A 22,811-nucleotide genomic window follows, 5' to 3' on the forward strand; every position below is an offset into this window, starting at 1 on the left:
AGCAGACAGAATGGACGATACATTTACTTTATATGATTTAAAAGTGGAAGTGGTAGCCACAGACCGGCCGATGGTGTGCAGCCACAGGGCGGGAGATTATTTTCTGGTTCAGGGGGAGAATCTGGTGTTCCCGAAAGATACATCCTTTTCCATGTATTCTTTAAGTGCCCTTATTCCGCTGCTTCCGGCAAAGCAGCGGCCATTGGACCCGAATGACTGGATGCTTTCGGATACCGAGATCGCCTGTCCGGATCCAAACTGTGGAGCCAGATTTAAAATTACAAGAGTAGGAAAACGGATTCAGAGTCATGGACAGTGCACGGTGGTGCCGATCCAAAGGCCGGAGTGAGAAAACAAAATTTAAGAAAAGAGGAAATCTGTCATGCAGAAAAAATGTCAATTTAAAAATGGATATACCTTTAACCGTGTTATCAATGGATGCTGGCAGCTGTCTGCGGAACATTGTCTGCAGGGACATCTGGACTACGATGATGCCATTCGCGCGTTCCATGAGCTGGTGGAGCAGGGCTTTACAACCTTTGACTGCGCGGATATTTATACGGGGGCAGAGGAAGTGCTGGGCCGGTTTGTTATGGACTTAAAGGGCAGCGGACATTATCAGGAGGAGGATATTCAGATTCACACCAAATTTGTGCCGGATAAAGATGTGCTTCCGGTCATCAATATGAAGTACACGGAAGGCATCGTGGACCGTTCTTTGAAGAGAATGCACCGGGAGGCTCTGGATCTGGTTCAGTTCCATTGGTGGGATTTTGATGTTCCGGGTATGATGGAGACTGCCTTTGATCTGGTGAAGCTGCAGGAGAAAGGAAAGATCCGCAACATCGGCATGTGCAACATGGACACTAATGCGTTAAAACAGATGGTGGATGCGGGAATTCCGGTGGTATCCAATCAGGCACAGTATTCTGTATTTGACCGCCGTCCGGAACGCACACTTCTGGATTACAGCGCGGAGCATGGTATTTATACCTTTGCGTATGGCACGCTGGCAGGGGGATTTCTGGCGGAGCGCTACATGGGAAAAAAATATGAGGCACCGGAAACCCGTTCCCAGGTTAAGTATATGCAGATCATTGAGGATTCGTTGGGCTGGGATGGCATGCAGAAGCTGCTTCCGGTACTGAAGGCCATTGCGGATCATCATGGAGTGACGATTGCCAATGTGGCAACCCAGTATATCTTAAATCAGAAGAGCGTAGGGGCGGTTATGGTTGGAACGAGAAACTCCAAACATGTGAAGTCCAATCTTCAGACACTGGAATTTGATCTGACAGAAGACGAAATGAAACAGATCCGTGATTTCGTGGACCAGTATCCGACACCGGAGGGAGAGTGCTATGAATTAGAGCGGACTTCTCCAAGATATAAGGGAATTATCCTGACAGATCGAAATCATGTGGAATAACCAGGAGGAGCGAAACGAGTGAAGCTGGAAAATTATGAGGTTCATTTACCAAACTATTCAATCGGAGATAAGATTTATGATAAAATCGGTCCGGTCTGCGAATCTTATGGAAAAAAGGTTCTGATCATTGGCGGCAGGCGGGCACTGAACGCTGCGGAAGACAAAATCCGGGCCTATGTGGCGAAAACCAATCTGGAGATCATCGGAACAAAGATTTATGGAACAGACTGTACTTACGCGACAGTAGAGAAGCTGCGTGAACTGCCGGAATACGAAGAAGCAGATATGGCGCCGGCAACAATTGAGTTTGAATAGTTGGAGCAGAGCTTCAAAGCCTTTATTTTCAAGGGTTTTGAGGCTCTTTTCTTTTAGAATTGCATTTTGATTGCATTTTTTTATTCAACTGCTCTGTGATAGATTGCTGTATGCTGATTGCTGGTGTAATCGGCAACACTGGTTGTTGCCGGAGTATAAGTGAGAACGCCAGTTAATTTTTTGGCAACTTCCACGTTGGTGTTGGGATATAAATGTCCATAGGTTCCTAACGTGGTCTGTATCTTTTCATGCCCCAGACGTTCTTTAATCAATAAAGGATTTTCTCCCATACTGATGAGCAGGGAAGCATGGGAATGTCTGAGTGCATGAATTTTGATACGGTGTACGCCTGCCAATCCAGCAAGTTTTTCTAATGCCCGTGGGAGGGTGTGCTTACTGGTGGGAATCCCATTATAGCTTAGTACAAGGTCACAGTCCTTTAAAACCTTTTGCTGTACTTCCTGCCATGCTTTTAATTCTTTAATGGTATCTGTGTCAATATAGATAGTGCGAATACTGGCTTGTGTCTTTGGTTCCACAAATTTGTATTCGTCTATTGTTTTATAGTACAGCGTTTTCGTTATACTTAAAAGTCCGGTTTCAAAGTTGATATCCGACCATTGCAGGGCTGCGGCTTCTCCGATTCTCATTCCAGTCATAAACAGGAGCCAGTATGAAATGAAAAGGTAATGTTCGTAATAATCGCCCTTGTAGAGTAGGGAAATTACCTTTTGAAATTCATCCAGTGTCCAAAAATCCACTTTTGTTTTCTTGCTCTTGATGTTTCCTATCATTCGTGACGGATTTTTCTTTGCAAGACCGAGAACAACTGCTCTGTCAAAGGCAATGGAGAGCATACCCTGTACAATACGGATATAGTTTGGACTAAATTCTTTTGCGAGTTCAAGCTGCCAGTTTTGGACGTTAATGGGTTCTATCTCATCCACCGTCATTTTGTAAAAGTATGAAAAATGTTTCTGAATGGTAGAACGGCGGTTCAGATAGGTACTTTCCTTTACCTGTGTTTTATACCAAGGTAGGTAAGTCTCTTCAATGAACTGCTGAAAGGATAGCTGCTGTTTCTTTTCTGTCAATTCCTCTGTGGATGTAAGCATAAGCTTTGAATATGCTTCTCTGGCTTCCTTTTTTGTCTTGAATCCGCTTTTGTATTTCTGAATCTGTTTTCCGGTAATCGGGTGGAAACCTAAGTTTGCTCTAAAATAATAAGTTCCGTTTTCTGCTTTCTTAATAGGGTCTTTTGCCATGATTTCACTCCTTACATAAATGTGCAAGAAGTACAATCAGTTTGATTTATCAGTAAAAGTAATCCCTAACAATTCTTCCACAGCTTCTCTGGGAACCCTGTCCAGTTTGCGTGACTGATAGTAGGTATGCCCTTTTGAAATCATAAGTTTTTTTGCTTCTCTTATGATGTCTGCTGCGAATGAAGTCCCATAACCCAGTTCTATTAAGTCTTTTTTTGTTACTGTAATCATGTTCCTCCTTTCCATAGACCAGATATGGAACCCTCAATATCTGTCTATATTATATCAGATTTTGTGGCAAAAGTAATATTAAGATTGTATTTCCTGCGAATAGTTATTTGATTTTGAATGAAAAATTCTAATTCAAAATAGTATATAAGCAAGCCGAGCAGCTTTCGCTAAAGCTCATGGGAATCTCACCCCTGCATGGTTCTCATCCAGCCGTACCCTTTGCCAGCGGTGCTACATCATCACACGGACTAAGGCTGTACGGAAGTATCATTATCACAATAGAAAGGTCATGGCGGCAGCTCTGCGGTAAGCTGCTTATGGAACGCTGGCAGGAATCGCTATCCGGTTTCATCCCTCCTTTGGTGGGTCACGGCGTGCCAGCCCAACGGCTCTCTTTCTATCGAAACGTATTCGGCTGCTTTATGCTGCGTTGATTAGACGCTTTCTTTTTCAAGGAACAATCCGGCTTTGTCAGCCTGTTAAAATGCACTGGTGATAATGCACTTTAATAGGCTGGCAAGCTCTGTCTGGGAAGCATGGGCTTGTCCATGCTTCCACAGGAGAGCGTTATTTTTACTTTGGTTCCCTGATTTCAAAAGATAAAATCTTTGCAATCAGACGTGTTTCCATCCGGCGGCGTAGGGTTTCATCTACAACCATGTGAGTATTGTCATATTCGTCTTTCATGGGACGCATGGAACGGCTGGCAATAAAACCGCTGTAATGGCGTACAATCTGGTTGACTGCTTCAATATCACCGTCCGCAGCCCTTACAATTACAGGAAACGGAATCATAGGGTGCTTTGATGTCATGCTTCTTCCTCCATAAATTTTTTGATAAATTCCAGTCCGGCGTGTCTTCTTCTCTGGATGGTAGAACGGTTGACTTCCAGAATTTTTGAAATTTCCGTATCGTCAAATCCGAGAAAATAATATCTCAGGATAACGTCACGTTTCTTTTCATCCAGATTTTCTAATGCTTCTGCTAATAGGCTGTTTTCAATGCGGACAGTAAATCCATCCATTTCAAAAGTATGGAAATGGGAGGGATAGGTGTCTTCGGAAGAAAACAGATTGACGGTGTAATCGTCCATATCACAGAACAGGGTTTCCCGTTTACACTGTCTGGACAACGCTTTGAGATAGTCTTTGCGTTCATCCTCCATAGCGACTTTACAGATATAATCAAACTGGTTCTCTATGGTTGTCTGAAATTCAGATGGCTTCATCATTGCTCACCCCCTTTCCAGCCTTGAAAGGGAGCGAGTTGATAGGAATTTTTGCTTCTTTCCCCCTTTTCGCTCTTAGTCCCGACAGGACAGGGGGTGCAGTTGCGTTTTGAGAAGAAAAATTTAAAAACTTTTTCTTCCAACTAAAAAAGCACGCAAACAGACGATATTTCTGCTTGTGTGCTTCGATAGTTCTTACTATGTATTGTGAAAAACCATATTGCAGGTCAGACTTTTCTAGCGTAGGTGGATGGCTTTTTTTAACGGTTTACCGAATGTAGATATATTTAAGAAAATATTTTGCATAGCGGCTTCCTCCTGTAAGCCGCCGGAGCCTAAAAAAAGCTGACTTTAATACAACCTCCATGTGTTCTGGAAAAAAGAAAGACGGCGGCTTTTATTAAACCGTCGTCTGGAAAGGCTTATGTGATTTTGACGCAAGAAAAGTGTACTGCCAAATAACGGTTTTTTTTATTTCCGTTTCAGCAGCATAGTTTTATCTTTGGTACACATAATAGGAACTGTACAACTGTACAATACGTTTTTCTATACCTGTCACTATTATAACAGGAACAGTAAAATGTACAGAGGTGGTGTATTATGCGTAAAAAAGAAGATAAATATGATTTCAGGGCTTTGGGGCTTGCCATAAAAGAAGCCCGTAAAAAACAGGGTTTGACCCGTGAACAGGTGGGAGCAATGATTGAGATTGACCCACGTTATTTAACCAATATTGAGAACAAAGGGCAGCATCCCAGCTTACAGGTGCTTTACGACCTTGTATCTCTGCTGAATGTATCAGTGGATGAGTTTTTCTTGCCTGCCAGCAGTCGGGTGAAAAGTACCAAACGCAGGCAGTTAGAAAACAAAATAGACAATTTCACAGACGCTGACCTTGTTATTATGGAAAGCGTCGCAGATGGTATTGTCAAATCTAAGGAAGTGGGGGAAATGTAAATCCTCCACTTTTGTTTATAATTGCAGTGATATTAGAATTGATACTCTGCAATATTTTTGAAATCATTGTTCAACACATAATATACCTTATTTTTAGCAACGGAATATACAAAAGAAACTCTGGTTGCCCAAAGTCCTTCCTGACGTACTGACCTAAGTACATCAAAGGCGTTGGAAATAGAGAAGTTTTCTCCATATCCTTGCAGTAAATCCTTTGCCTTTTCATATCTGTTATCCCCAGATAAAACATATGGATTAGTCAATTCTGGTTTTAGAATGGAGTAATTTGTTATTAAGGAATATTTTTCTTTTTCCAAACGATACCCAATCCCCGGTTCAATAATGAGAACACGCCCAGTTCTATCCGAAAACATAGCCTGCATAGTAGTGTCAGGAGCATAAGTAATTTTCTTTTTTTTCACTATTTCCAATGAATCATCAAAAGAGAGGTTGCCTTTTATAAAATTTTCTGTCAAATCAGCTATTGTATAGCATGATTCATTACCGCAAAATTGTGCATTGTCATTTCCATGTACATACAACAATGTGCCAACATTCCCATTTCTATTGATTCCGTGAAAAGAGTGATACTTATTATCGGACATTTTTATCCCTATAAAAAAACGGTCTTTTTCAGCAATTACGGTATGTTCCCATTCAGAAAGGTCAATATCAAAATTGAACCCAACAATGGTTTCTTTCCCATTATACACAAATCTTGTACACATATTTGTAGTTCCTTTCATAAACTAATTATAGTAGTATCAAAACTAATTATATTAGTAATATTAAATATTATAATACAATTTGTCAATATAAAAGTTCTTTTTTTCTAACCTAATTATTGACTTCGCTAATTTAATTACTTAAAATGAGGTAAATGATGTGAAGAAAGAGGAAAATGAATATGCGAGTTACAAGAGCCGAAGTTATAAAAACAGCGTCTGATATGGCTGATAGAAATGGACTTCATAATGTTTCTTTGAAAGCTATTGCTGAAAATTTAGGGATTCGTACCCCCTCCTTATATAATCATATAGGAAGTTTGGATGAACTTCTTAGGGAGATAGCACATAGTGGTATGCGTACTATGAATGAAAAAATGATTCGTGCAGCAATCGGTAAGACAGGGGATTCAGCGTTAAAATTAGTGGCAGTTGAATATCTTAATTATATGATTGAACATCCCGGTGTGTATGAAATAATTCAATGGGCTAGTTGGAATGGAACAGAGGAAACAGCAATCATTTTTAATGATTATCTATCTTTACTTAAAACACTTATTTGCTCATGTGGCTTTAATCCAGATAAGACCACTGAAATTTTGAGCATGGTAACAGGTATGCTTCATGGTTATACAACATTACAATTAAGATATGCCTTTTCAAATCCTGATAAAGTAAGAAAAGAATTATCCGAAGCAATTGATACACTACTGCTGGGAGCTAATCAAAAATATAAAGATTAAACGAAAATTTCTTTTAAATACTTTGTAAGAGAAACGTGCAAATCTCCAAATGAGAAATGCACGTTTCTCTATAACTATTTCACAATTTTCCAGTTTTCCCCGTTCTTTTCCAGCACAAGGTAAAACTGCGATACCTGTGTTGTCATGGTCTGGTTATCCAGATATTTTACTGCAAGGGAAGCTGTCACCTGATTTCCGTTTCGGTTGTAGACAGGATTTACCAGTTCCGAGAAGATATATTCTTTCCCCACAGGTTTCAGCACGCCCTCATTCACATAATAGGTCAGCTCTTTTGCGGTTGCCGTAGGGTACAGCTTGAAAAAGGTAGTGAGAAATTCGTTGATTTCCTCCGTGGTGATGGAATCCACCGTACCGTCACTTTGTACCGCTTTTGGGGTGTAACCGGATTTTACAGGAACGCTGGTGATGGTTGGGTTCTGGATAATCGTCAGGTTTCCAGAGCCGTCCACATAGACCGTCACCTGATAGGCGGAACGGACGGTTTTACTGGATTCTCCCTCTGTGATACGCTGTTCCACTGTATAGGTCACTTGATAATGCTGCTCCTTTTCTTTTGTAATTTCCCATATCTGAAAATCGGTCAGGGCAGACGATACGGGGATGTCCTTTCGGACAGTATCTACATTCAGGGCTTGCAGCTCTCCGGTGAGATACCCTTTTAAAGCTTTTGTCCGGTTGTCAATGGAAGTGGCGGACTGTTCCCATGAATAGTAGACTTCTGCGAAATTCTCCACAAAGTTTTCTATCTTGTGAGTGTCGAGGATGGTTTCCTCAATCACTTTGGTTTCATGGACAGTATGAATGTCTATCGCCGTGAAATTCTTATAGACGGCAAACAGGAAGCTCATTGCCAGCAGCACCCACAGGGCAATCACGGTTTTTTTGTGGGTATTGACTTTGTAAACTTTCAGTTTCTTTTCTTTCTGCTTTTTCTGGTTATCCTCTTTTCTAATCTGAATCATATCGGTTCATCCTTTCTTATTGTTTGATTCGTCCGGCTCCGGCAAGGTGCTGTTGCCAGTAGGAGCCTGTCAGGTCTGCGTAACCAATGGGATTTCCGGCATGGTACATCCGGTTATTTCCCACATACAGCCCCACATGGGTGATGTAGGTTCCGGCGTTGTAGGTGGAGTGGAAAAAGACCAAATCCCCTGCTTTTGCTTCGGACAGGGGGATGTGCTGCGTCACATTATACTGTTCCTGTGCTGTCCGTGGCAGGGCGATTCCTGCCTTGCCATAGCACCACTGCACCAGTCCCGAACAGTCAAAGGAAGTGGAGGGGGAATCGCCCCCGTACACATACGTCCAGCCCTCATACTTTAAGGCTTCCTCCATGATAGCCTGTACCGTTTCATCATCAAACTGTGCCACAGTCAGGTATTGCGATACCAAGAGGACATAGAACATATTCCCGTAGGAATACCGCCAGCCCCCGTTTTTCTCTACGGCAACAGGGTTGGTGTAGGTAACTTTCTTTCCGCCGGATTTGTCCCTTGCGAAGCTCTCTGCCAGTTCAAAGGTGTACGTTTTCCCGTGTCCTGCTACATAATCTAAAAAACCGCCGCCGTAGTTATAGGACTGAATCACGCTGTTTAAGTCACAGCCCTTTGTTTCTGCTGCTGCGAGCAGTTCCGAGAAATACTTGCAGCCCTGTTTGATGGATTCCTCTGTACTAAGGGAGTTCGGAGGAAGCCCCAGAGATTCCGAGGACTGCATAACGTCTTCCAGCGTGCCGCCGGATTCCACCTGAATGATGGCGAGCAGCACATTTAAGTATTCTTCTATGCCATATTCCTTTGCATACTTTTCCAGCATAGGTTTATGGGCGAGGACTTCCTGTGATACGCTCACGCCCCCATAGATAAGGTTTCCGCCGCTTCCGCCGTCTTCCTCATCCGAGAAGACAATTACCACCAAAAGGAGCAGGGAGAACATCATCACGAACACGCCGGAACAGGCAAAGAAAAGGTGTCTTAACTTCATGGTTTCTCCCCTTGCTTTTGTTTGGCAGCCGCTTTTACCGTTTTTGTCCACTCCTTTCTGGCGGTGGTACGCCGGATGGTAAAGTTCGATTCTTTTACCACAGGGGCAGCCCGTTTTCTTTCCGGTATCACAGGAGCCGTATCATTCTGGACAGGTCTTGCCGGATGGGGAGCAGCAGGGGTGATGGTGGGACTTGTCTTTTGTCTTTCCTCTGGTTTGTCTGGGGAAACCGGAGGGAGTATCTGGCGTTCCGTCCTTACTGGCGGTGTTTGCTCATGGTGGATGGAAGCTGCTTTTACCACCGGAACCGAAGCCCGTTCCGCCACAGTTCCCCCATAAGAAACCTGTCCCCGTTCCCTGATGGATGGGGAAGCTGGCTGCATGGCTGGTTTTCCTGCATGATGTCGGAAATCTTCTGGCTGCTTTGCAGTAACAGGGCGTTCATGGACAGGAGCCGCCCCTTTGGGTGCTTCGGAAGCTGTCTTTTGCGGCTGTTTTGCCTGTTCCAGTTCCGCCCTGCGTTCTGCAATGGTCTGTCTGCGGCTTTCTGCCTGTGCGTTTCGCTGTTCGGCTCTGGCAGTTCGGGTCTGGGTCACGCTGGAAGTAAAATCCCGTACTCCCTCTGATACCTGTGTTTTCCCGTGGTAAAGGGCGTACTTTGCATTGACAGGCAAATCCTTTGTCTGCTCCCGAAGCTGTCCGGCAGTATCGGCTATCTTATCTTTGGTATCTGCCACCGCACCTACCGCAGAGCCAGCCCGTTTCCATGCGGATTCCTTTTCCGGTGCTGCCTGTCCGTCTGGTCTGCTGTGGTCTGCCTGCGTCCGTTTGGAAGAGCCGGAGCTGGAAGCAGTTCTCTGGTCTGAGCCAGCCTGTTTTCCTGCATGGTAGGCAGCCGTACCAGCCCCAAGAGCCGCCACAGAACGTCCTAACTTATGCTGTAAACGGTGCATATGGGCGTGCATGAGCATACGGGGTCTTCGCATGATACGGCTCCCCATGCTTTGGGAATCCCCACTCTGTAAGGAGAACATCCCCATCAAATCCCCCAGCTTGAAATAAATTCCGGCAAAGGTCACTATCTGCAAGAACGCCGTCAGGAAGAACGGATATTCCCCAGACAGGTTGTAGAGCATGGTGGAAATACTGAACGCTACCGTGATAATCAGGGTGATTCCGGCTCTGGTAAGGATGGTGTTGAACAGTTTTGTAATGGCACGTTTTGACATCCCCTCAAAAGAGGGAACCATGCTAAGGAGAAAGCTCACAGGCAGGAACATGGCGTAGATGATAAAAAGCACCTGTGAGAAAATCATTATCCCTGTGAGCAGGAATACAAAAATGGAGATACCCATATTGAACATGAACAGGAAGAAGACGGTTCCCAAGCGGTTGATGGTCTTTGTGATGGTAAGGTTGGTGTTTTCCCTGTCTTCGATTTCCTCCACTACGATTTCTTCCCTGTCCTGCCCATTGTTTTCGTTTGGGCTGGTTGAGAGCAGGTTTTCCACACGGTCAGCCCCAATGCTTTCCACATCCGAGTTGCCGTATTGCAGCAGGAGCCACGGCTGCTTTACCTGTATGGAAAACAGGCTGTCCCGTATCAAATCCACGCTGTCTTTTCCTTGACTTTCCGAGTTCGGCAGCACAATCTTTGTACCAAGGGTCAGGCTGGCATTGCTGATGTCTGCGGAAAATTCATTGATTTTCCCGATATAATCAGGGGCATAGGCGATAAAGGCAGCGGACAGCACGAACACCATCACGAAATTGACAACGGCATGGATGGCTTTTGTGGTTTCCCGTTTGATAAGCCCTGTGTAGGCAACGTAAATCCCCACCACCAGAATGAGAATCAGCAGGAACCCGATATAAAATCCCTCCGAGGACAAGCCGCCTGTGGTAACGCCTGCCAAGGTCTGCATATTTTTTCCAATGGAATCCGCCGTAGAGGAAATGAAGTCCAGCGAGTAGGCTTCCTGAATCAGATACCCCGTGGCGTTGGAAAGGTACAGGCTGATTGTCCAGATAAAATTTGTGATGGCATATAGCCCGTACATCACCTGTTTTCCGATACCGTCCAGCCAGTTCCACGGGAGCCAGTCCCATCCGCTGTCCACATAAAAATCAAGCTGGTAGTTGTCCAGAGGATATTTGCTGTATTCGTTGGCAGCGTCCACCGTATCATCCACCAGTCCGGCAGCGTGGGCGGCTGTGCCGAAGACTGCAAACAGCAGGAGGATGAAAAGGAGTGCCAGAAGCACTTTTCCTGCTATACTCCCGATTTTTTTAAAAGAGTTTTCTCCCTTTGTCCGGCAAGGGACAAGAGCTGTCCCCTGCTGGATGGGCTTTCTTATCTTCATTCCTCCACCTCTTTTCTTACGGGCGGTCTGGTATCAAAGGCATGGAACAGGTCTTCAAAGATAGGATGGAACTGTATGACTCCCACACGCCCGTATAAATCACTGATAAGGCACTGTCCGTTTTCCAAGTCACGGAGCCGCTTCTGGTTGTTTTCATCTTCGGAATCCACCCCGAAAAAGGCAAGGGTCTTCTTGATTTCGTTGATGTCTGTGGAACGGAACGCAAATTTCAAGCCCAGATTGTTTTTCAGCTTTTCATCCAGCAAATCGTCCGTGTTCTGGGTGACAAAGTAAACGCCTGCGTTCATGGCACGTCCGGCACGAACCAGCTTCATGGAGAGTGTCTTGCCCTGTGCCACCTGTAAGAAGCTCCATGCTTCATCCAAATCCACAATCTTAAACACGCTGCGGTCGGTATGGATGAAGTCGAGGGCAAAGGTGCTGATTACAATGAGCATTGCCACGGAAAGTAGCTCCATTGTGGTGTATTCTTCAAACGAGGTTTCCTTATCCGGCAGCACCAAATCCGCCACTTGAATGATGTTGAGTTGCTTTTCAAGGCTGATGGACTGTGTGACATCCCCATCCGAAAAGAGCAGGTGTGCAAAGTCATAGTCCGTAAAGGATTCGATATGGTCGGCTATGCTGGTGCTGATGGTGGTTCCCTCCGCCCGAAGTTCTTCAATCACCTTGAAAAGCCCCCGTTCCTCACTGTTTGTTACCGCACGGATGGCTTTCCGAAGAACAGGGAACTTCTCTCCGTCACGGCTGGAAATGCCTGTTAAAAAAGTCAGGATGTCGATTGCCAGTGATTCGGAATCCTTTGGGTTCTCCATAATCACATACGGGTCAAGTAAGCCCCTGTTCTGTTCCTCCGAAGTCAGGTTTACGATATTGATTTCATGGGCGATTTCCGGCAGGGTTTCTTTCCACCGTCCCCGTTCTGCTTTCGGGTCAACAATGAGAGCCTGTGCCCCAAATAATACGGAATAATAGACAATCATGTTGTTGCTGAATGATTTTCCACCGCCGAGGGAGCCGACAAAAGCGGCAGCAAGGGCGTTGGTGACGGAGCCTTTTACTCCTTGACTGGCAAGGGCAGGCTTTAAGTACACGTTTCTTCCCGTATCAAGGCTGTACCCGATATAAATGCCCTCCGGTTCCCCCAACATCTGGGTTGCCCCGAAGCCAAGACCAGCGAGGAAGTCGCTGGTGACATACTGGATGTAATCGTTCAGATACCGCTTGCTGGCAGGGAGAAATTCCCCATGCAGCCCCAGCATATCTCCAAAGGGGCGAACCAGCTTCACGTTCAAATCGTCATAAAAATCTTTCACCTCATTGCAGCGGCGTTTCAGTTCTTCCAAGTCGGGAGCCGTCACACGCACTACATAGGACAGTTTGTACATGGATTCCTTGCTCTGGTCTAAGGTGGATTCCAGTTCATTTACGCTGTCTAAAGCGTCCACCACGTTTGTACTGGTTTCACTGTCATTCTGCCATGCGTGGTTGTCCAAATCTTTCAGCTCTTTTTTCTTGTTCCGCACCGTAGAGAGGGCTTTCCGGTTTGTGACAATCTCCACATTCATAGAGGTATCAATGGGAAAAGTAAATTGCTGCTGCTGATAGTAAAAGATTTCCGAGGATGGGAAGTCCAGTTCCCCCACAATGCTGTTGATAGTAAAGTAGGCGGCATAGACCGTCCCGTCTTCCTGTTCGATTTTCAGATACCGCTGGTTTTCCTCTATCAGACAACGGGTGGGTTTGATGAGGTCATAGTATTTCACCAGCGTTTCTTCCTGAAACCGCTTCTTCGGAAGATAATACTCATAATCTTCGTAGGCAGTTCCGGTCTGTCCGTATAAATGCTCAATCAGATAGCCAAAATCGTCCTTGTTAAGCCGCCGGACTTTGAAGCGGCGTGAGATTTTATTCTCCAACAGTTTTTCCATCTTCTGAAACCGCCAGATTTCCTCATTGCTCATGGAAACAAAATCCCCCATGAGTTTGTGGTTGACTTCATGGAGGAAATCGGAAACGGCGGTCTTTGCTTCCCTGCGAAATTGCTTCATGGTGACTTCCTGCTCATTGACAAGCAGCTTGAAGCCGATAAAAAAGCGGTAGTCCACCTGATTTTCCCCTATCATGGAAATGAGGGCTTCGGTCTGTGCGTCAATCTTTGCACAGGCAACGTCCTTTAACTTGCCCGTCACTTCCTGTTTGGAGCGTTCCTGTGCTGCCCGTATGCTGGATTCGGTGCTGATTTGCAGGGCGTGAATCTTCCCGTCCCTGTTCTGGGCGATAAGCTGCCGGAAGGAATCGTGTACCTGATATTTCTGTTCAGGGCTTAAAAAAGAATAGTTGTAGGGAAGCAGCTCATAGTAAGCGAAGCACTCCCCGTCATGGTTGAATACAAGGTTATTTTCGATATACTTAATCGGATATGCCATAAATATCACTCCTTACTGCCGTGATGGGTTGTGCCGGATATTCCTTTTCCAGCTTCACGGGCTTTCCTGCATAGGTCAGTTTCGGGCGTACCAGATATGCCAGTACGGATTTCAGGAAGACGTAAGGCTTCTTCCCGTCAAAGGTCTTCTGGCACATGAACCAAGTGAGGGCAAAGGGTACGCCGAAGTATTTCAAAAATGCTCCGTCAATGAACGAAAGAGGAGGGAGGTTCCCCAAGAGCATAACCGCAAACACCGACACCACGAACCACGCCATCTGTGTGAACGTGATGGGGAATGGCAGTTTAAAATCATTGATGGAATAGAGTACCTTTTCCACCGACCAGATACTGGTATAGCTTCGTATTTTTTTCATGTTATCCGTCCTTTCTAAAAGATGGGGCAGCAAAAGCCACCCCTGAATCAAAAAATCCGCCTGTATTTCCTGAAAGAGATACAGACGGGTCTACCGTAAGATTTCATATACGCCGTGGTTTGTGACAACAAAGGTTCCCTCCAATTCCATGTCACGCCCATAGGCGGCATAGTCGATATAGTTTTGTAAGTGTGCCGGAAGTTCCCCAAGTTGTCCGCTTTCTTCCAGATAGCAGCGAGCCACATCCGCCATATCGTCACAGCCGGAATGGTAGATAATATCGTCTTCATGCTCACAGAGTTCTTCGATACTGCCAAAGTAGGATTGCAGCTCCGATAGTTCCTCCTGAATATATTCCGGTAAGTCCTCCACCATCTCACACAGGCGGTTGACTTCCTCAATGGGGGTATATTCGTCAATCGCAAAGGGCAGCTCATAATCATGGATGGCGTATTCCTCATACTCATCATTCAAGCCGATACGTTCCTTGACTTCCTCAAAGCCCACAGGTGGCGTGAACCATGCCCCTACCAGTTCGCCCTCATTGTATTTGCCTAAGTTGGCAATGTAAATCCGCATTTCCTCCAAGTTCCTCCACCTCCTTTTAGCGGTAATAAAAGATACCATTGTCCGTAAACAGGTAGTGTTCACTGTTTTCCAGTTCCCGACCAATGGCAGCGTAGTCGATATGGTTCAACAGGTCTGGATGTACTTCTCCAAATAGCTGTACCTCCTGCACCAGATAACGGGCGAGAGCTTCCCCGTCCTGCACCGGATAGCAGCGTATCTGGTCTTTGTGGTCGATAAATTCTGTAAAGCTGGGAAACCACCGCTTTTGTACCACATCCATTTCATAATAGAGGGGCGTTCCCTGCATTTCCTGTACCATCCGGCAAAGGGCGTTGATTTCCCAGAGCCTTGTGTTGCCCTCCAATGGAAACGGCAGCTCATAGTCTTCAATTTCGATTTCTTCCTCACTCTGAACGCCAAGACGTTCCCTGATTTCTTCAAAATCCACAGGACAGGAAAACCATGCCCCAGGGTATTCCTCAAAATCCTCATGGTAAAACCGTGTGGTGTTCAGGATGTAGATTCTCATTTCCTCAATCAGTATCACGTCCTTTCTTAGAACAAAAAATGGCAACTAACTTTGTTTGTCAGTTGCCATTTTTCTAATAAAATATTCGCTTTAATTCTTCATCACTATTGATTTTTTTAATTACCCAAGGTTGTAAAAAATAATTGATTTGTGGGTCTAACATACTTACTAAATGAGTTTGTCCGGCAGGGGTTAATATTTGTAAATGTTGAAGTTCTATTACTAATCCATTGTTCATGGGTAATGGCAGGGTGTGAGTTGGTTCATGTAAAAACTCCCGAATGATTGTCACCTGTTCTGGTGTCATATTTTTCAAATATTTAATCTGAGCAGTTCCTAATTTCTTTGAAGCATACTTGTCATAAAAGAAATGAAAAATTTTAGATAGTAATAAAACTATTAGTAAGGCTGTGGAAATCACAAAAACAATGCCTATTGTAAAACCATATTTTTCCCGAAAATTTATAATATAAAACTTTTGGGCTAACTTTTGAGGCAATAATAATAATGTACCACTGGCAATAGATAAAGCTCCTAAAATGTTCGGTGGTAATTTCAAAAAATCAATAAAATCCTTCATACATTTCCTCCACTTTCAATTACTATATAAAGAAATTATACCACCATTCTTAGTTTATCTCAATTATCATACACTATCATATTACATCTTCTTTCTTTTGGGGAGTTACGCTCCCCAAGCCCCTAGTGGACTTCCGCCATGAAGCAATCAGAGCTTGTTCCATAACGGAAGTGTAACAAGGGTTTCCTATGCACCGATAATCTTATTGAACAGTTCCAGTAAGATGTCCTTTACACCGTCCGCATTGAAGACCAGCCCAACCGCTACAAGGGAAACTACCAGAAAACCGATAAGTTTGGAAAATTCCCTCTTAAATCCGAGGTACAGTCCAATTACCACGATTGCCAGCAGCACAAGGGACTGGGCGTTGGATAAAAACCAGTTGTAAAGATTCTGTCCGAAATTCATAAAAGCTCCTTTCTTTCCTGTAAGAGTTCTTAGGTTCCAAAATTGCCGCCGTTAAAGCACCACCTCCTTTGCAGCGGCGGCTTGCTGCTTCAGGATTTTTTCGTGCTTCTCCGTCAGCTTTGCATGGGTGATGATGTCATGGACAATCTGGGTGTGGTTCATCTTATCCAGACGGAGAGCCAGCTTTAATGTGGGTGCTACCTGATGGGAGAGCCAGTGCAGGGTGCGTTCAAAGGAATAGGGTTCCGGTTTGGTTGTCAGTTTCAGGCTTCCCCTGTGTTCCCCAATGAACCACGCCCATTCCTCACTGATACGCCAGTCAGAACGGGGTTTCGTATCGTCCTTGTCCACGAACCGGACATAGCGGTTGATGATTTGAAAGGCTGTCCGTTCTGGATTGTCATGTTCTAACAGGTCACGGATGGCGTAAAAGGCACGCTCATTTTTCAGCCGGATTTCAAAGCGGTTCTTTACCTCTGCGTCCGCAATGGGAATATTATGCTTTTTGTACTGCTCATAGTCCTTTTCGTAAATGCAGAAGTACACCTCACTTTGGAGGGAACCGATATACAGGGTGTTCCCCATACATTCTTTTTCCTCACGCCGTACCAGTTCGCCGCTGCGGTAGCTTTTGAAGCTGCGGAAGACTGAGATACATTCCTCATTCCGGCACTTCTCTGTCAGATGGGGAATGTTCAGGATTCCCGTTTTGTCATTGATGGCGAGGTCAAGCCGCTTCATCACGCCGTCCTCCATGAGAACATCCATGAAAAACTCATACCAGCTCCGTTCCTGTGCCAGCAGATAGCTTTCAAACTGGCGGCAGCCACGCCCTTTCAGTTCCAGCAGCACCCCTTTTTCCAGTTCCGGTGATACCAGAACGAAAATATCCCCCAGATAGTAATGCTCTGTGTAAGAGTAGAAACCGTAGTCTTCATGGATAAAGTAGGGGAGCTTTAGCCGCAGCACGTCTTCCACGATATGCTTCACATCCGTAGTGGGAAAGCGAATCCGCACATAGTCAAAGAGCATTTCAAGGGGAGCGTCTGGATTGAAGCGTTCCAGAGCTTCCGTGATGGCTTCCTGTAATGCTTCGGACGGGTGAGCCTTGCCCGTTTCAATATCGCTCAGGTACGGACGGGTGATTCCGGCAGCTAGGGCAAGTTTCTGTTGTGAGATACCGTAAACTTCCCGTTTCTCTTTGATGTCCCGTACCCATGTTTTTTCATTCAGTGAAAATCCCTCCTGTCTAAAAAAGCGTATGTCAACTTTCAGAGCTTTGTTGACACACGCCGGATATGGGGAAAATCCCTTGTGTACCGTGGGATTCTGCCCTGTTGTTTGATTGTTGCCTGTCGATTTGTACCCCTCTGTTAGATACGAGGGGTTTATGCTGGCGTGCCTTACGGCACACCAGCTACAGCAGGTCAGTCCGTTTCTGCGGCTTTTGCTTCGCACGCCGCCTGCACTCCCTGCCTGCTGTCTATGAGCTTTTTAATTTCTTTGAGGAAATCGTGTCCTTTTGGGACAAGGGGCGTGTAAAACTCCGAGATAACGCTGGTTCCCACATCCACATAGCCACGCCCTTTTATCTGCTTTAGGAAGAAGTCCTTTGTGGTTTCCCCGAACATCATCCCATAGCCCATTTCCGACATCCGCCCCAGAGCCACACGGAAATTGAACTGGTCACGGATTCCGTCCCCCAGATACTTTGCGTCCGGACGCTGGCAGGCGAGAATCAGGAAGAAGCCAGCCTGCCGCCCAAGCATAACGATTTGTTTTAATTTGTTGAGGACAGCGGCATTTTCTTTTGTGCCGAGCATTTCCATAAATGCCACATATTCATCAAAGATAAGGAAATTTGACGGAAGTCCCAAGTAAGCGTAGTTTTCCCCTGTCCGGTAATTCTCCATGAGCTTCATGTCTTCGCTGCGTTTCATCATTTCCTCATAGAAACGGTCAATGCAGGAGAGCATATCTTCCTTTTTGTAGTACACATCCGGCATAACCGCCTGTAAATCCGCAAGGTCGGCGTTCTTTGGGTCTAAGACGAACAGGACGGCATTGGTGCGGAGCAGGGCTTCAATGAGAGTCAGGATAAAGTAGGTCTTTCCGCCGCCGGTTCCTCCGGCAATGAGCATATGGGGCAGCTTGTCATACTCCCACCAGACATTTTTCATAAGCCGGAGCCTGCCGTTCTTTGCCTGTACGTCCTCAATGGAGATACGGTTGGCAATGGTATCATAGAGCAGGGTGTACTCCACATAGGAATCCTTTAATTCCCTATCCGTCAGCTCACAGTACAAGCCGCTTTCCAGCTTTTTCTCCAAGTTTAAGAGCTGTTCTTGATATTTCCCCAAGGTGATTTCTACACGGATATGGAGCAAGCCCTGTTTCATCCGGTAGTAGATTTTGGGAAAGTAAGTGATGGTTTCTTTGGAACGGCTGGAAGACAAGTCCTTGAAAAAAGCGTCTTCCTTTCTCTGTTCAGATTCATACCACTTGTTTTCCAACACCATTCTTGCCAGCTTTTGGCGGTGGATGAGCTGCTTTACTTCATCCCTGCGGTATCGCCAGAACAGAAGAACGGCTGTAAGGCACACCATTCCTGCCACGCCCATGCTGAATAGCAGATAAGGGAGATTTACATCCTGTGTTATCTGGGAGAGGGACACTTCCTGCCAGTTGGTTCCGGCAATTTGCCGGATATGAAACAGCAGGACAACCAGCAGGAAGACAGGGAACAGGGCGGCAAGGGAAGTATGGAACACAAGGTCTTTATCCGTGGGACGGATACGTTTTCCACGGGGGAAAAATGGTTTCATACTGAAATCCTCCTTTTCATAAATTAAATTTTTAATCTTGACAAAAAGAATGAATAAGTGTTATACAATAAATATAACTAGATGATACCGGCATGAAAGTAGATTCATGTTGCTAACCTCAAACAGCTAAGGAGGATTGTTATGAAAAAAATTAAACATTCTACTACTTTTTCTTTTCATCGAGAGAAAACAGATACAAAAACAGAGTTATTGTTATCTCTAACAACGTCATCAATGTCTAAATCAACTTTTGATTCATCGAACATGTCAGCAATACCCAAAATCGGTAAGCAACTAATATCTTTTATTCTTACTAACTATAATAAGATTTTACCGTTCTGTTCCACTATACAAGATAGTTTGCTTATTGATTTAGTTATATTTTTATTGATTGAAAACTTTTTATAATAACTTATGAAAGGTGTAGCCGAACTACTCGCTGTATGAGTAATTCGGCTACTAAAGGTTTTGGATGCTATGCAAAAAATCTTGACCTATGTTATTTATATTCAGTAACCATGTCTATTCCTATTTTCTAACTACTTCATCTTTTTTCGGCTGCTGCGGATTCATGGCAGCCCCTTTTTTCAGGACAATATCCTCCGCCTTGATGTACCAGTCCACCTCTGCTCCCTGAAAGGTAGCCGTTGCTACGGTATCCGCCACAGGATTGATAATTTCTACCTCTGCGTTGTAATCGAACTCCTTTAACGGCACGCTGGCAGGGATGGAAACCTGAATCATACGCCCCTGCCCTCTGGATTTTAAGTCATAGGTACGTTCTTTGATTTCTTTTGATACCGAGCCGTCTTCATTCTGGAGGTGAACCTCACGGCGGAGGGCAGAAAACTTCAATGCCCCGAATGTTGCTTCCTTGTCAATCACGATTCCGTTTGCTAATCTCATAGTCTGATGTCCTCCTTTTCCTTACGCTTTTACCATATCGTCAGCGTGTAAAATGTAGTTGGTAAAGCCCCTTGTGCCGATTTTATAGCCCTCTGCGGTGATACGAGGATTGACGAGCTTCACACGTTCCTCAAAGTCAAAATGTTTCTCTCCTGCTTCAGCAGGGAGGATAACCACAATATCATCTGCCCTCTGTACGTCTGAATAAAGATTGAAGCTGCGAGAGAGTACCGCCATGCGTCCGTTGATTCTTCTCTGTTCTGTTTTGTCTTCTCCGGCAAACTCCAAGTTGCCAAATGTTTTTTCCATGTTGGGGATAACGAATTTTAATTCCATATAGATGTATCTGTCCTTTCTGAATGTTGTGTTTGTTGGTTTTGGGTTCTGGTCTGGAAGCGGAGGGGAACGCTCCAGCGGTGGTGAGTTCTTCGTAGTATCACATCCTTTCTGGGGCTATTGAAGAAATTACAGGGTTGTGATATTATCTAAGTGTTAAAAATTAAATGGTCATGGTTAGGATTGTTAGCTTGTATTTTCTCATGCAGCTCTGTCATGTACTCCCAACAACTTAAAAGTAGATTTCAGTGGAGATTTATAATATCAGGAGGTACGGTTATGACAATAATAACGACTGTAAAAAGCATTATGGTGGGCAACGGAATTTCTGGGAATTTTTGCTAAAGTGTGCAGGGGCAGTGGGAAAAATTACGGCTGGCATGACATGAAGAATCCGGGAGGGTCAAATCTCCAATTCCCATCGGGGCTGTTTTCAGCCCCATTTAATTTTGAAACAAAAAATAGACGCTCATTCTTGAACGTCTATTTTGGGATGATATTGAGGTTTGCTGGTCTATCTTATAAAATCTGAATGTACTTCGATTGCATTTTTATTGCATTTTTTATTTTTTTTCATATAAATTTTAGTGGTTGATAGTTCCTGAAAATGCCTTAAAATCAATGATTTTCACTTATATAGCATACTGTCTGTCTGGAGTTTGAATAACGGACAGAACGCCGGAGATGCTGATAAAATGGGCATTTCCGGCGTTGTTTTATGTCGGTTGGCTCTAAAATGGCTCTAATTATTCTATACAATAGAAAGTATGTGGAGCGTGTTTTCTATTGTATAGATGTTTGTCTCTGCCGTAGGCAATGACAACTGTATTTACGGGACGTCCAACGTCCAGGATTTCACGTGGAATCGGCATTTCAGGCCCTCCTTTTATATAGTCTTATAATATCATATATAGTCTCATCGGTTGGGAAAGTTGTAATAGATGGACAAGAGATGAAATAGTAATTTCCTGAAGGTAAGCTTTTGGTTAGATTTTTCAAAGAAAAATGATAGGATAACAATACATAGTTTTAACCATGATATTCTGAAAAATTTATAGGAATGCGCTATTATCAAATTGACACAGGAATGTGGTAGAGTATAATTACAATTGAATACACTGAAAAAATGGAGGAATTACATGAAAGCACATAAATATTGGTCAGTTGGAGCATTAATTACAATGTTTGGGACTTATTACACTGGATATAAAAAGCTAAAATCAAGTCATAAATACTTTGCTTTAAGTTCTATGTTATGTATGGTAATGGCGATATATACAGGTCATAAAATGATTACTGGGAATAGAAAAGAAAAGGCAAAAAAAGAGAAAGTTACAGATAGGGAGGAATAAATAATGTTGGAAGTAGGAATTAAGGCACCTGATTTTGAGTTGCCAGATCAAAATGGGAAAATACATAGATTATCGGATTATACAGGAAAAAAAGTAATTTTGTATTTTTATCCAAGGGATAATACACCAGGATGTACGAAGCAGGCATGTGGTTTTTCCGAGAGATACCCTCAGTTTACCGAAAAAGGTGCAGTTATTCTTGGAGTCAGTAAGGATTCTGTAGCGTCTCACAAGAGATTTGAGGAAAAATATGGATTGGCATTTACACTTTTAGCAGATCCAGAGCGAAAAGTTATTGAAGCTTATGATGTATGGAAAGAAAAGAAAAATTATGGCAAAGTATCTATGGGAGTAGTAAGAACCACATATCTTATTGATGAACAGGGGGTTATTATAAAGGCAAATGACAAAGTCAAGGCTGCAGATGATCCTGAAAATATGCTTAAGGAATTAGATTAATGAAGATAATATTATCCCCTGCTAAAAAGATGATTACAGATACTGACAGTATTGAACCGGATGCATTGCCTGAATTTATTGAAAAGACGACAGAGATACAAAGTTGGTTGAAAAGTAAGTCAAAAGAGGAACTGAAAGGCATTTGGAAATGTAATGACAAGATTGCAGAACAAAATTTCAATAGATTGGGAAATATGAATCTTTATCAGATGCTCAGTCCGGCTGTTTTATCATATGAAGGAATTGCTTTTCAATATATGGCACCATCTGTGTTTGAAGATATGCAGCTTGAGTATGTGCAAAATCATTTGAGAATATTGTCTGCATTTTATGGTGCTCTGAAACCAATGGATGGTGTGACACCTTATCGTTTGGAAATGCAGGCAAAGATCAGGATTGGAGATGCCAAAAATCTGTATGAGTACTGGGGTGACTTGTTATACCGCTCAGTAATAGATGACAGCAGGATTATTATTAATCTTGCATCAAAAGAATACTCAAAATGTATAGAAAAGTATTTGACACCACAGGACAGATATATTTCGGTTACATTTTGTGAAGCTTCTGGAGATAAAATGGTAACAAAAGGTACATATGCCAAGATGGCTCGTGGTGAAATGGTCAGATTTATGGCAGAAAATAATATTGAGAATCCGCTGGATATTAAGAAATTCGACAGACTTGGTTATTCATTCCGTTCTGATTTATCATCAGAAACTGAATATGTTTTTGAACGAAAAATAAAACAATGATTTAGAT

28 protein-coding genes are annotated in these 22,811 nt (G+C 43.9%); 9 read left to right on the top strand and 19 right to left on the bottom strand.

What is annotated here, in order from left to right:
- Positions 1–10 precede the first annotated feature (10 nt).
- The 3 genes from DW922_RS02920 to DW922_RS02930 are packed head-to-tail and all read left to right on the top strand — an operon-like array spanning position 11 to position 1,744.
- Complete coding sequence (locus DW922_RS02920) at positions 11–349, top strand: TIGR04076 family protein (protein ID WP_118543688.1); 339 nt, start codon at positions 11–13, stop codon at positions 347–349.
- Between the two features lie 33 nt (positions 350–382).
- Positions 383–1,429: an aldo/keto reductase gene (locus tag DW922_RS02925; RefSeq protein ID WP_118725754.1), complete on the top strand. Its 1,047-nt coding sequence runs from the start codon at positions 383–385 to the stop codon at positions 1,427–1,429.
- 18 nt (positions 1,430–1,447) lie between these two features.
- The gene (locus DW922_RS02930) at positions 1,448–1,744 is read left to right on the top strand and encodes a hypothetical protein (RefSeq protein WP_243031995.1); all 297 of its coding nucleotides are present in this window, start codon (positions 1,448–1,450) and stop codon (positions 1,742–1,744) included.
- 80 nt (positions 1,745–1,824) lie between these two features.
- Here the strand turns inward: DW922_RS02930 and DW922_RS02935 are convergent, their stop codons facing one another.
- The 5 genes from DW922_RS02935 to DW922_RS02955 all read right to left on the bottom strand — a co-directional run bounded on the left by DW922_RS02935 (position 1,825) and on the right by DW922_RS02955 (position 4,469).
- Complete coding sequence (locus DW922_RS02935) at positions 1,825–3,009, bottom strand: site-specific integrase (RefSeq protein ID WP_015552515.1); 1,185 nt, start codon at positions 3,007–3,009, stop codon at positions 1,825–1,827.
- Between the two features lie 36 nt (positions 3,010–3,045).
- Entirely contained in the window at positions 3,046–3,240 is a 195-nt protein-coding gene (locus DW922_RS02940) for a DUF3173 domain-containing protein (protein ID WP_011861908.1), read from the bottom strand.
- A gap of 202 nt (positions 3,241–3,442) precedes the next feature.
- Complete coding sequence (locus DW922_RS17550) at positions 3,443–3,592, bottom strand: hypothetical protein (protein WP_172749838.1); 150 nt, start codon at positions 3,590–3,592, stop codon at positions 3,443–3,445.
- A 221-nt stretch (positions 3,593–3,813) separates the two neighbouring features.
- On the bottom strand, positions 3,814–4,053 hold the full coding sequence (locus DW922_RS02950) for a helix-turn-helix domain-containing protein (protein ID WP_118529854.1): 240 nt from the start codon (positions 4,051–4,053) through the stop codon (positions 3,814–3,816).
- The gene (locus tag DW922_RS02955; RefSeq protein ID WP_172749839.1) at positions 4,050–4,469 is read right to left on the bottom strand and encodes a sigma factor-like helix-turn-helix DNA-binding protein; all 420 of its coding nucleotides are present in this window, start codon (positions 4,467–4,469) and stop codon (positions 4,050–4,052) included. Before DW922_RS02955 ends, DW922_RS02950 begins: the two co-directional genes overlap by 4 nt.
- A gap of 600 nt (positions 4,470–5,069) precedes the next feature.
- Here DW922_RS02955 and DW922_RS02960 point away from each other — a divergent pair.
- The gene (locus DW922_RS02960; protein ID WP_118529858.1) at positions 5,070–5,426 is read left to right on the top strand and encodes a helix-turn-helix domain-containing protein; all 357 of its coding nucleotides are present in this window, start codon (positions 5,070–5,072) and stop codon (positions 5,424–5,426) included.
- Between the two features lie 32 nt (positions 5,427–5,458).
- Here the strand turns inward: DW922_RS02960 and DW922_RS02965 are convergent, their stop codons facing one another.
- On the bottom strand, positions 5,459–6,154 hold the full coding sequence (locus DW922_RS02965; RefSeq protein WP_015552517.1) for a hypothetical protein: 696 nt from the start codon (positions 6,152–6,154) through the stop codon (positions 5,459–5,461).
- Between the two features lie 179 nt (positions 6,155–6,333).
- Here DW922_RS02965 and DW922_RS02970 point away from each other — a divergent pair, with 179 nt between their 5' ends.
- A complete protein-coding gene (locus tag DW922_RS02970) occupies positions 6,334–6,894 on the top strand; it encodes a TetR/AcrR family transcriptional regulator (RefSeq protein ID WP_103900079.1) in 561 nt (186 codons plus the stop codon).
- 74 nt (positions 6,895–6,968) lie between these two features.
- Here DW922_RS02970 and DW922_RS02975 read toward each other — a convergent pair whose 3' ends face one another.
- The 11 genes from DW922_RS02975 to DW922_RS03025 all read right to left on the bottom strand — a co-directional run bounded on the left by DW922_RS02975 (position 6,969) and on the right by DW922_RS03025 (position 18,999).
- Entirely contained in the window at positions 6,969–7,877 is a 909-nt protein-coding gene (locus DW922_RS02975; RefSeq protein WP_118725755.1) for a conjugal transfer protein, read from the bottom strand.
- Positions 7,878–7,893: 16 nt separating this feature from the next.
- The gene (locus DW922_RS02980; RefSeq protein WP_118529862.1) at positions 7,894–8,898 is read right to left on the bottom strand and encodes a bifunctional lysozyme/C40 family peptidase; all 1,005 of its coding nucleotides are present in this window, start codon (positions 8,896–8,898) and stop codon (positions 7,894–7,896) included.
- Positions 8,895–11,261, bottom strand: coding sequence for a YtxH domain-containing protein (locus DW922_RS02985; protein WP_118529864.1), 2,367 nt, complete (start codon positions 11,259–11,261; stop codon positions 8,895–8,897). Before DW922_RS02985 ends, DW922_RS02980 begins: the two co-directional genes overlap by 4 nt.
- Positions 11,258–13,711, bottom strand: coding sequence for an ATP-binding protein (locus tag DW922_RS02990; protein WP_055058889.1), 2,454 nt, complete (start codon positions 13,709–13,711; stop codon positions 11,258–11,260). The genes DW922_RS02985 and DW922_RS02990 overlap by 4 nt, the downstream gene beginning before the upstream one ends.
- Positions 13,695–14,087: a conjugal transfer protein gene (locus DW922_RS02995; protein ID WP_118725894.1), complete on the bottom strand. Its 393-nt coding sequence runs from the start codon at positions 14,085–14,087 to the stop codon at positions 13,695–13,697. The genes DW922_RS02990 and DW922_RS02995 overlap by 17 nt, the downstream gene beginning before the upstream one ends.
- A gap of 90 nt (positions 14,088–14,177) precedes the next feature.
- Positions 14,178–14,675: an antirestriction protein ArdA gene (locus DW922_RS03000; protein WP_118529866.1), complete on the bottom strand. Its 498-nt coding sequence runs from the start codon at positions 14,673–14,675 to the stop codon at positions 14,178–14,180.
- 16 nt (positions 14,676–14,691) lie between these two features.
- Entirely contained in the window at positions 14,692–15,186 is a 495-nt protein-coding gene (locus tag DW922_RS03005; protein ID WP_074133967.1) for an antirestriction protein ArdA, read from the bottom strand.
- 73 nt (positions 15,187–15,259) lie between these two features.
- A complete protein-coding gene (locus DW922_RS03010) occupies positions 15,260–15,766 on the bottom strand; it encodes a superinfection exclusion B family protein (protein WP_074133969.1) in 507 nt (168 codons plus the stop codon).
- A 186-nt stretch (positions 15,767–15,952) separates the two neighbouring features.
- Entirely contained in the window at positions 15,953–16,174 is a 222-nt protein-coding gene (locus DW922_RS03015; RefSeq protein WP_002570387.1) for a hypothetical protein, read from the bottom strand.
- A 51-nt stretch (positions 16,175–16,225) separates the two neighbouring features.
- Complete coding sequence (gene mobT, locus DW922_RS03020; RefSeq protein WP_347560259.1) at positions 16,226–17,437, bottom strand: MobT family relaxase; 1,212 nt, start codon at positions 17,435–17,437, stop codon at positions 16,226–16,228.
- Positions 17,438–17,601: 164 nt separating this feature from the next.
- Positions 17,602–18,999, bottom strand: a complete 1,398-nt coding sequence (locus DW922_RS03025; protein ID WP_118529868.1) for an FtsK/SpoIIIE domain-containing protein — start codon at positions 18,997–18,999, stop codon at positions 17,602–17,604.
- A gap of 141 nt (positions 19,000–19,140) precedes the next feature.
- Between DW922_RS03025 and DW922_RS03030 the strand changes: the two genes are divergently transcribed.
- Positions 19,141–19,407 carry a hypothetical protein gene (locus tag DW922_RS03030; protein ID WP_118725756.1) on the top strand — a complete coding sequence of 89 codons (267 nt, stop codon included), beginning with the start codon at positions 19,141–19,143 and terminating at the stop codon, positions 19,405–19,407.
- Positions 19,408–19,527: 120 nt separating this feature from the next.
- On the opposite strand, the gene DW922_RS03035 is transcribed toward DW922_RS03030, so the two are convergent.
- Together DW922_RS03035 and DW922_RS03040 are read right to left on the bottom strand one after the other, a co-directional pair.
- Positions 19,528–19,905: a YdcP family protein gene (locus DW922_RS03035; protein WP_118529870.1), complete on the bottom strand. Its 378-nt coding sequence runs from the start codon at positions 19,903–19,905 to the stop codon at positions 19,528–19,530.
- 21 nt (positions 19,906–19,926) lie between these two features.
- Positions 19,927–20,241, bottom strand: a complete 315-nt coding sequence (locus DW922_RS03040) for a YdcP family protein (protein WP_002578441.1) — start codon at positions 20,239–20,241, stop codon at positions 19,927–19,929.
- Positions 20,242–21,380: 1,139 nt separating this feature from the next.
- Here DW922_RS03040 and DW922_RS03045 point away from each other — a divergent pair.
- Genes DW922_RS03045 through yaaA form a run of 3 tightly spaced genes read left to right on the top strand, consistent with a single transcriptional unit; the run spans position 21,381 to position 22,804 of the window.
- Positions 21,381–21,593 carry a DUF6219 family protein gene (locus DW922_RS03045; protein WP_117649891.1) on the top strand — a complete coding sequence of 71 codons (213 nt, stop codon included), beginning with the start codon at positions 21,381–21,383 and terminating at the stop codon, positions 21,591–21,593.
- 3 nt (positions 21,594–21,596) lie between these two features.
- The gene (gene bcp, locus DW922_RS03050) at positions 21,597–22,052 is read left to right on the top strand and encodes a thioredoxin-dependent thiol peroxidase (RefSeq protein ID WP_118543348.1); all 456 of its coding nucleotides are present in this window, start codon (positions 21,597–21,599) and stop codon (positions 22,050–22,052) included.
- Positions 22,052–22,804, top strand: a complete 753-nt coding sequence (gene yaaA / locus DW922_RS03055; RefSeq protein ID WP_118718450.1) for a peroxide stress protein YaaA — start codon at positions 22,052–22,054, stop codon at positions 22,802–22,804. Before bcp ends, yaaA begins: the two co-directional genes overlap by 1 nt.
- The last annotated feature ends 7 nt before the right edge of the window (positions 22,805–22,811 follow it).

Origin of the sequence: Clostridium sp. AM42-4 (genome assembly GCF_003480105.1) — a bacterium.
Lineage (GTDB): Bacteria > Bacillota > Clostridia > Lachnospirales > Lachnospiraceae > Brotaphodocola.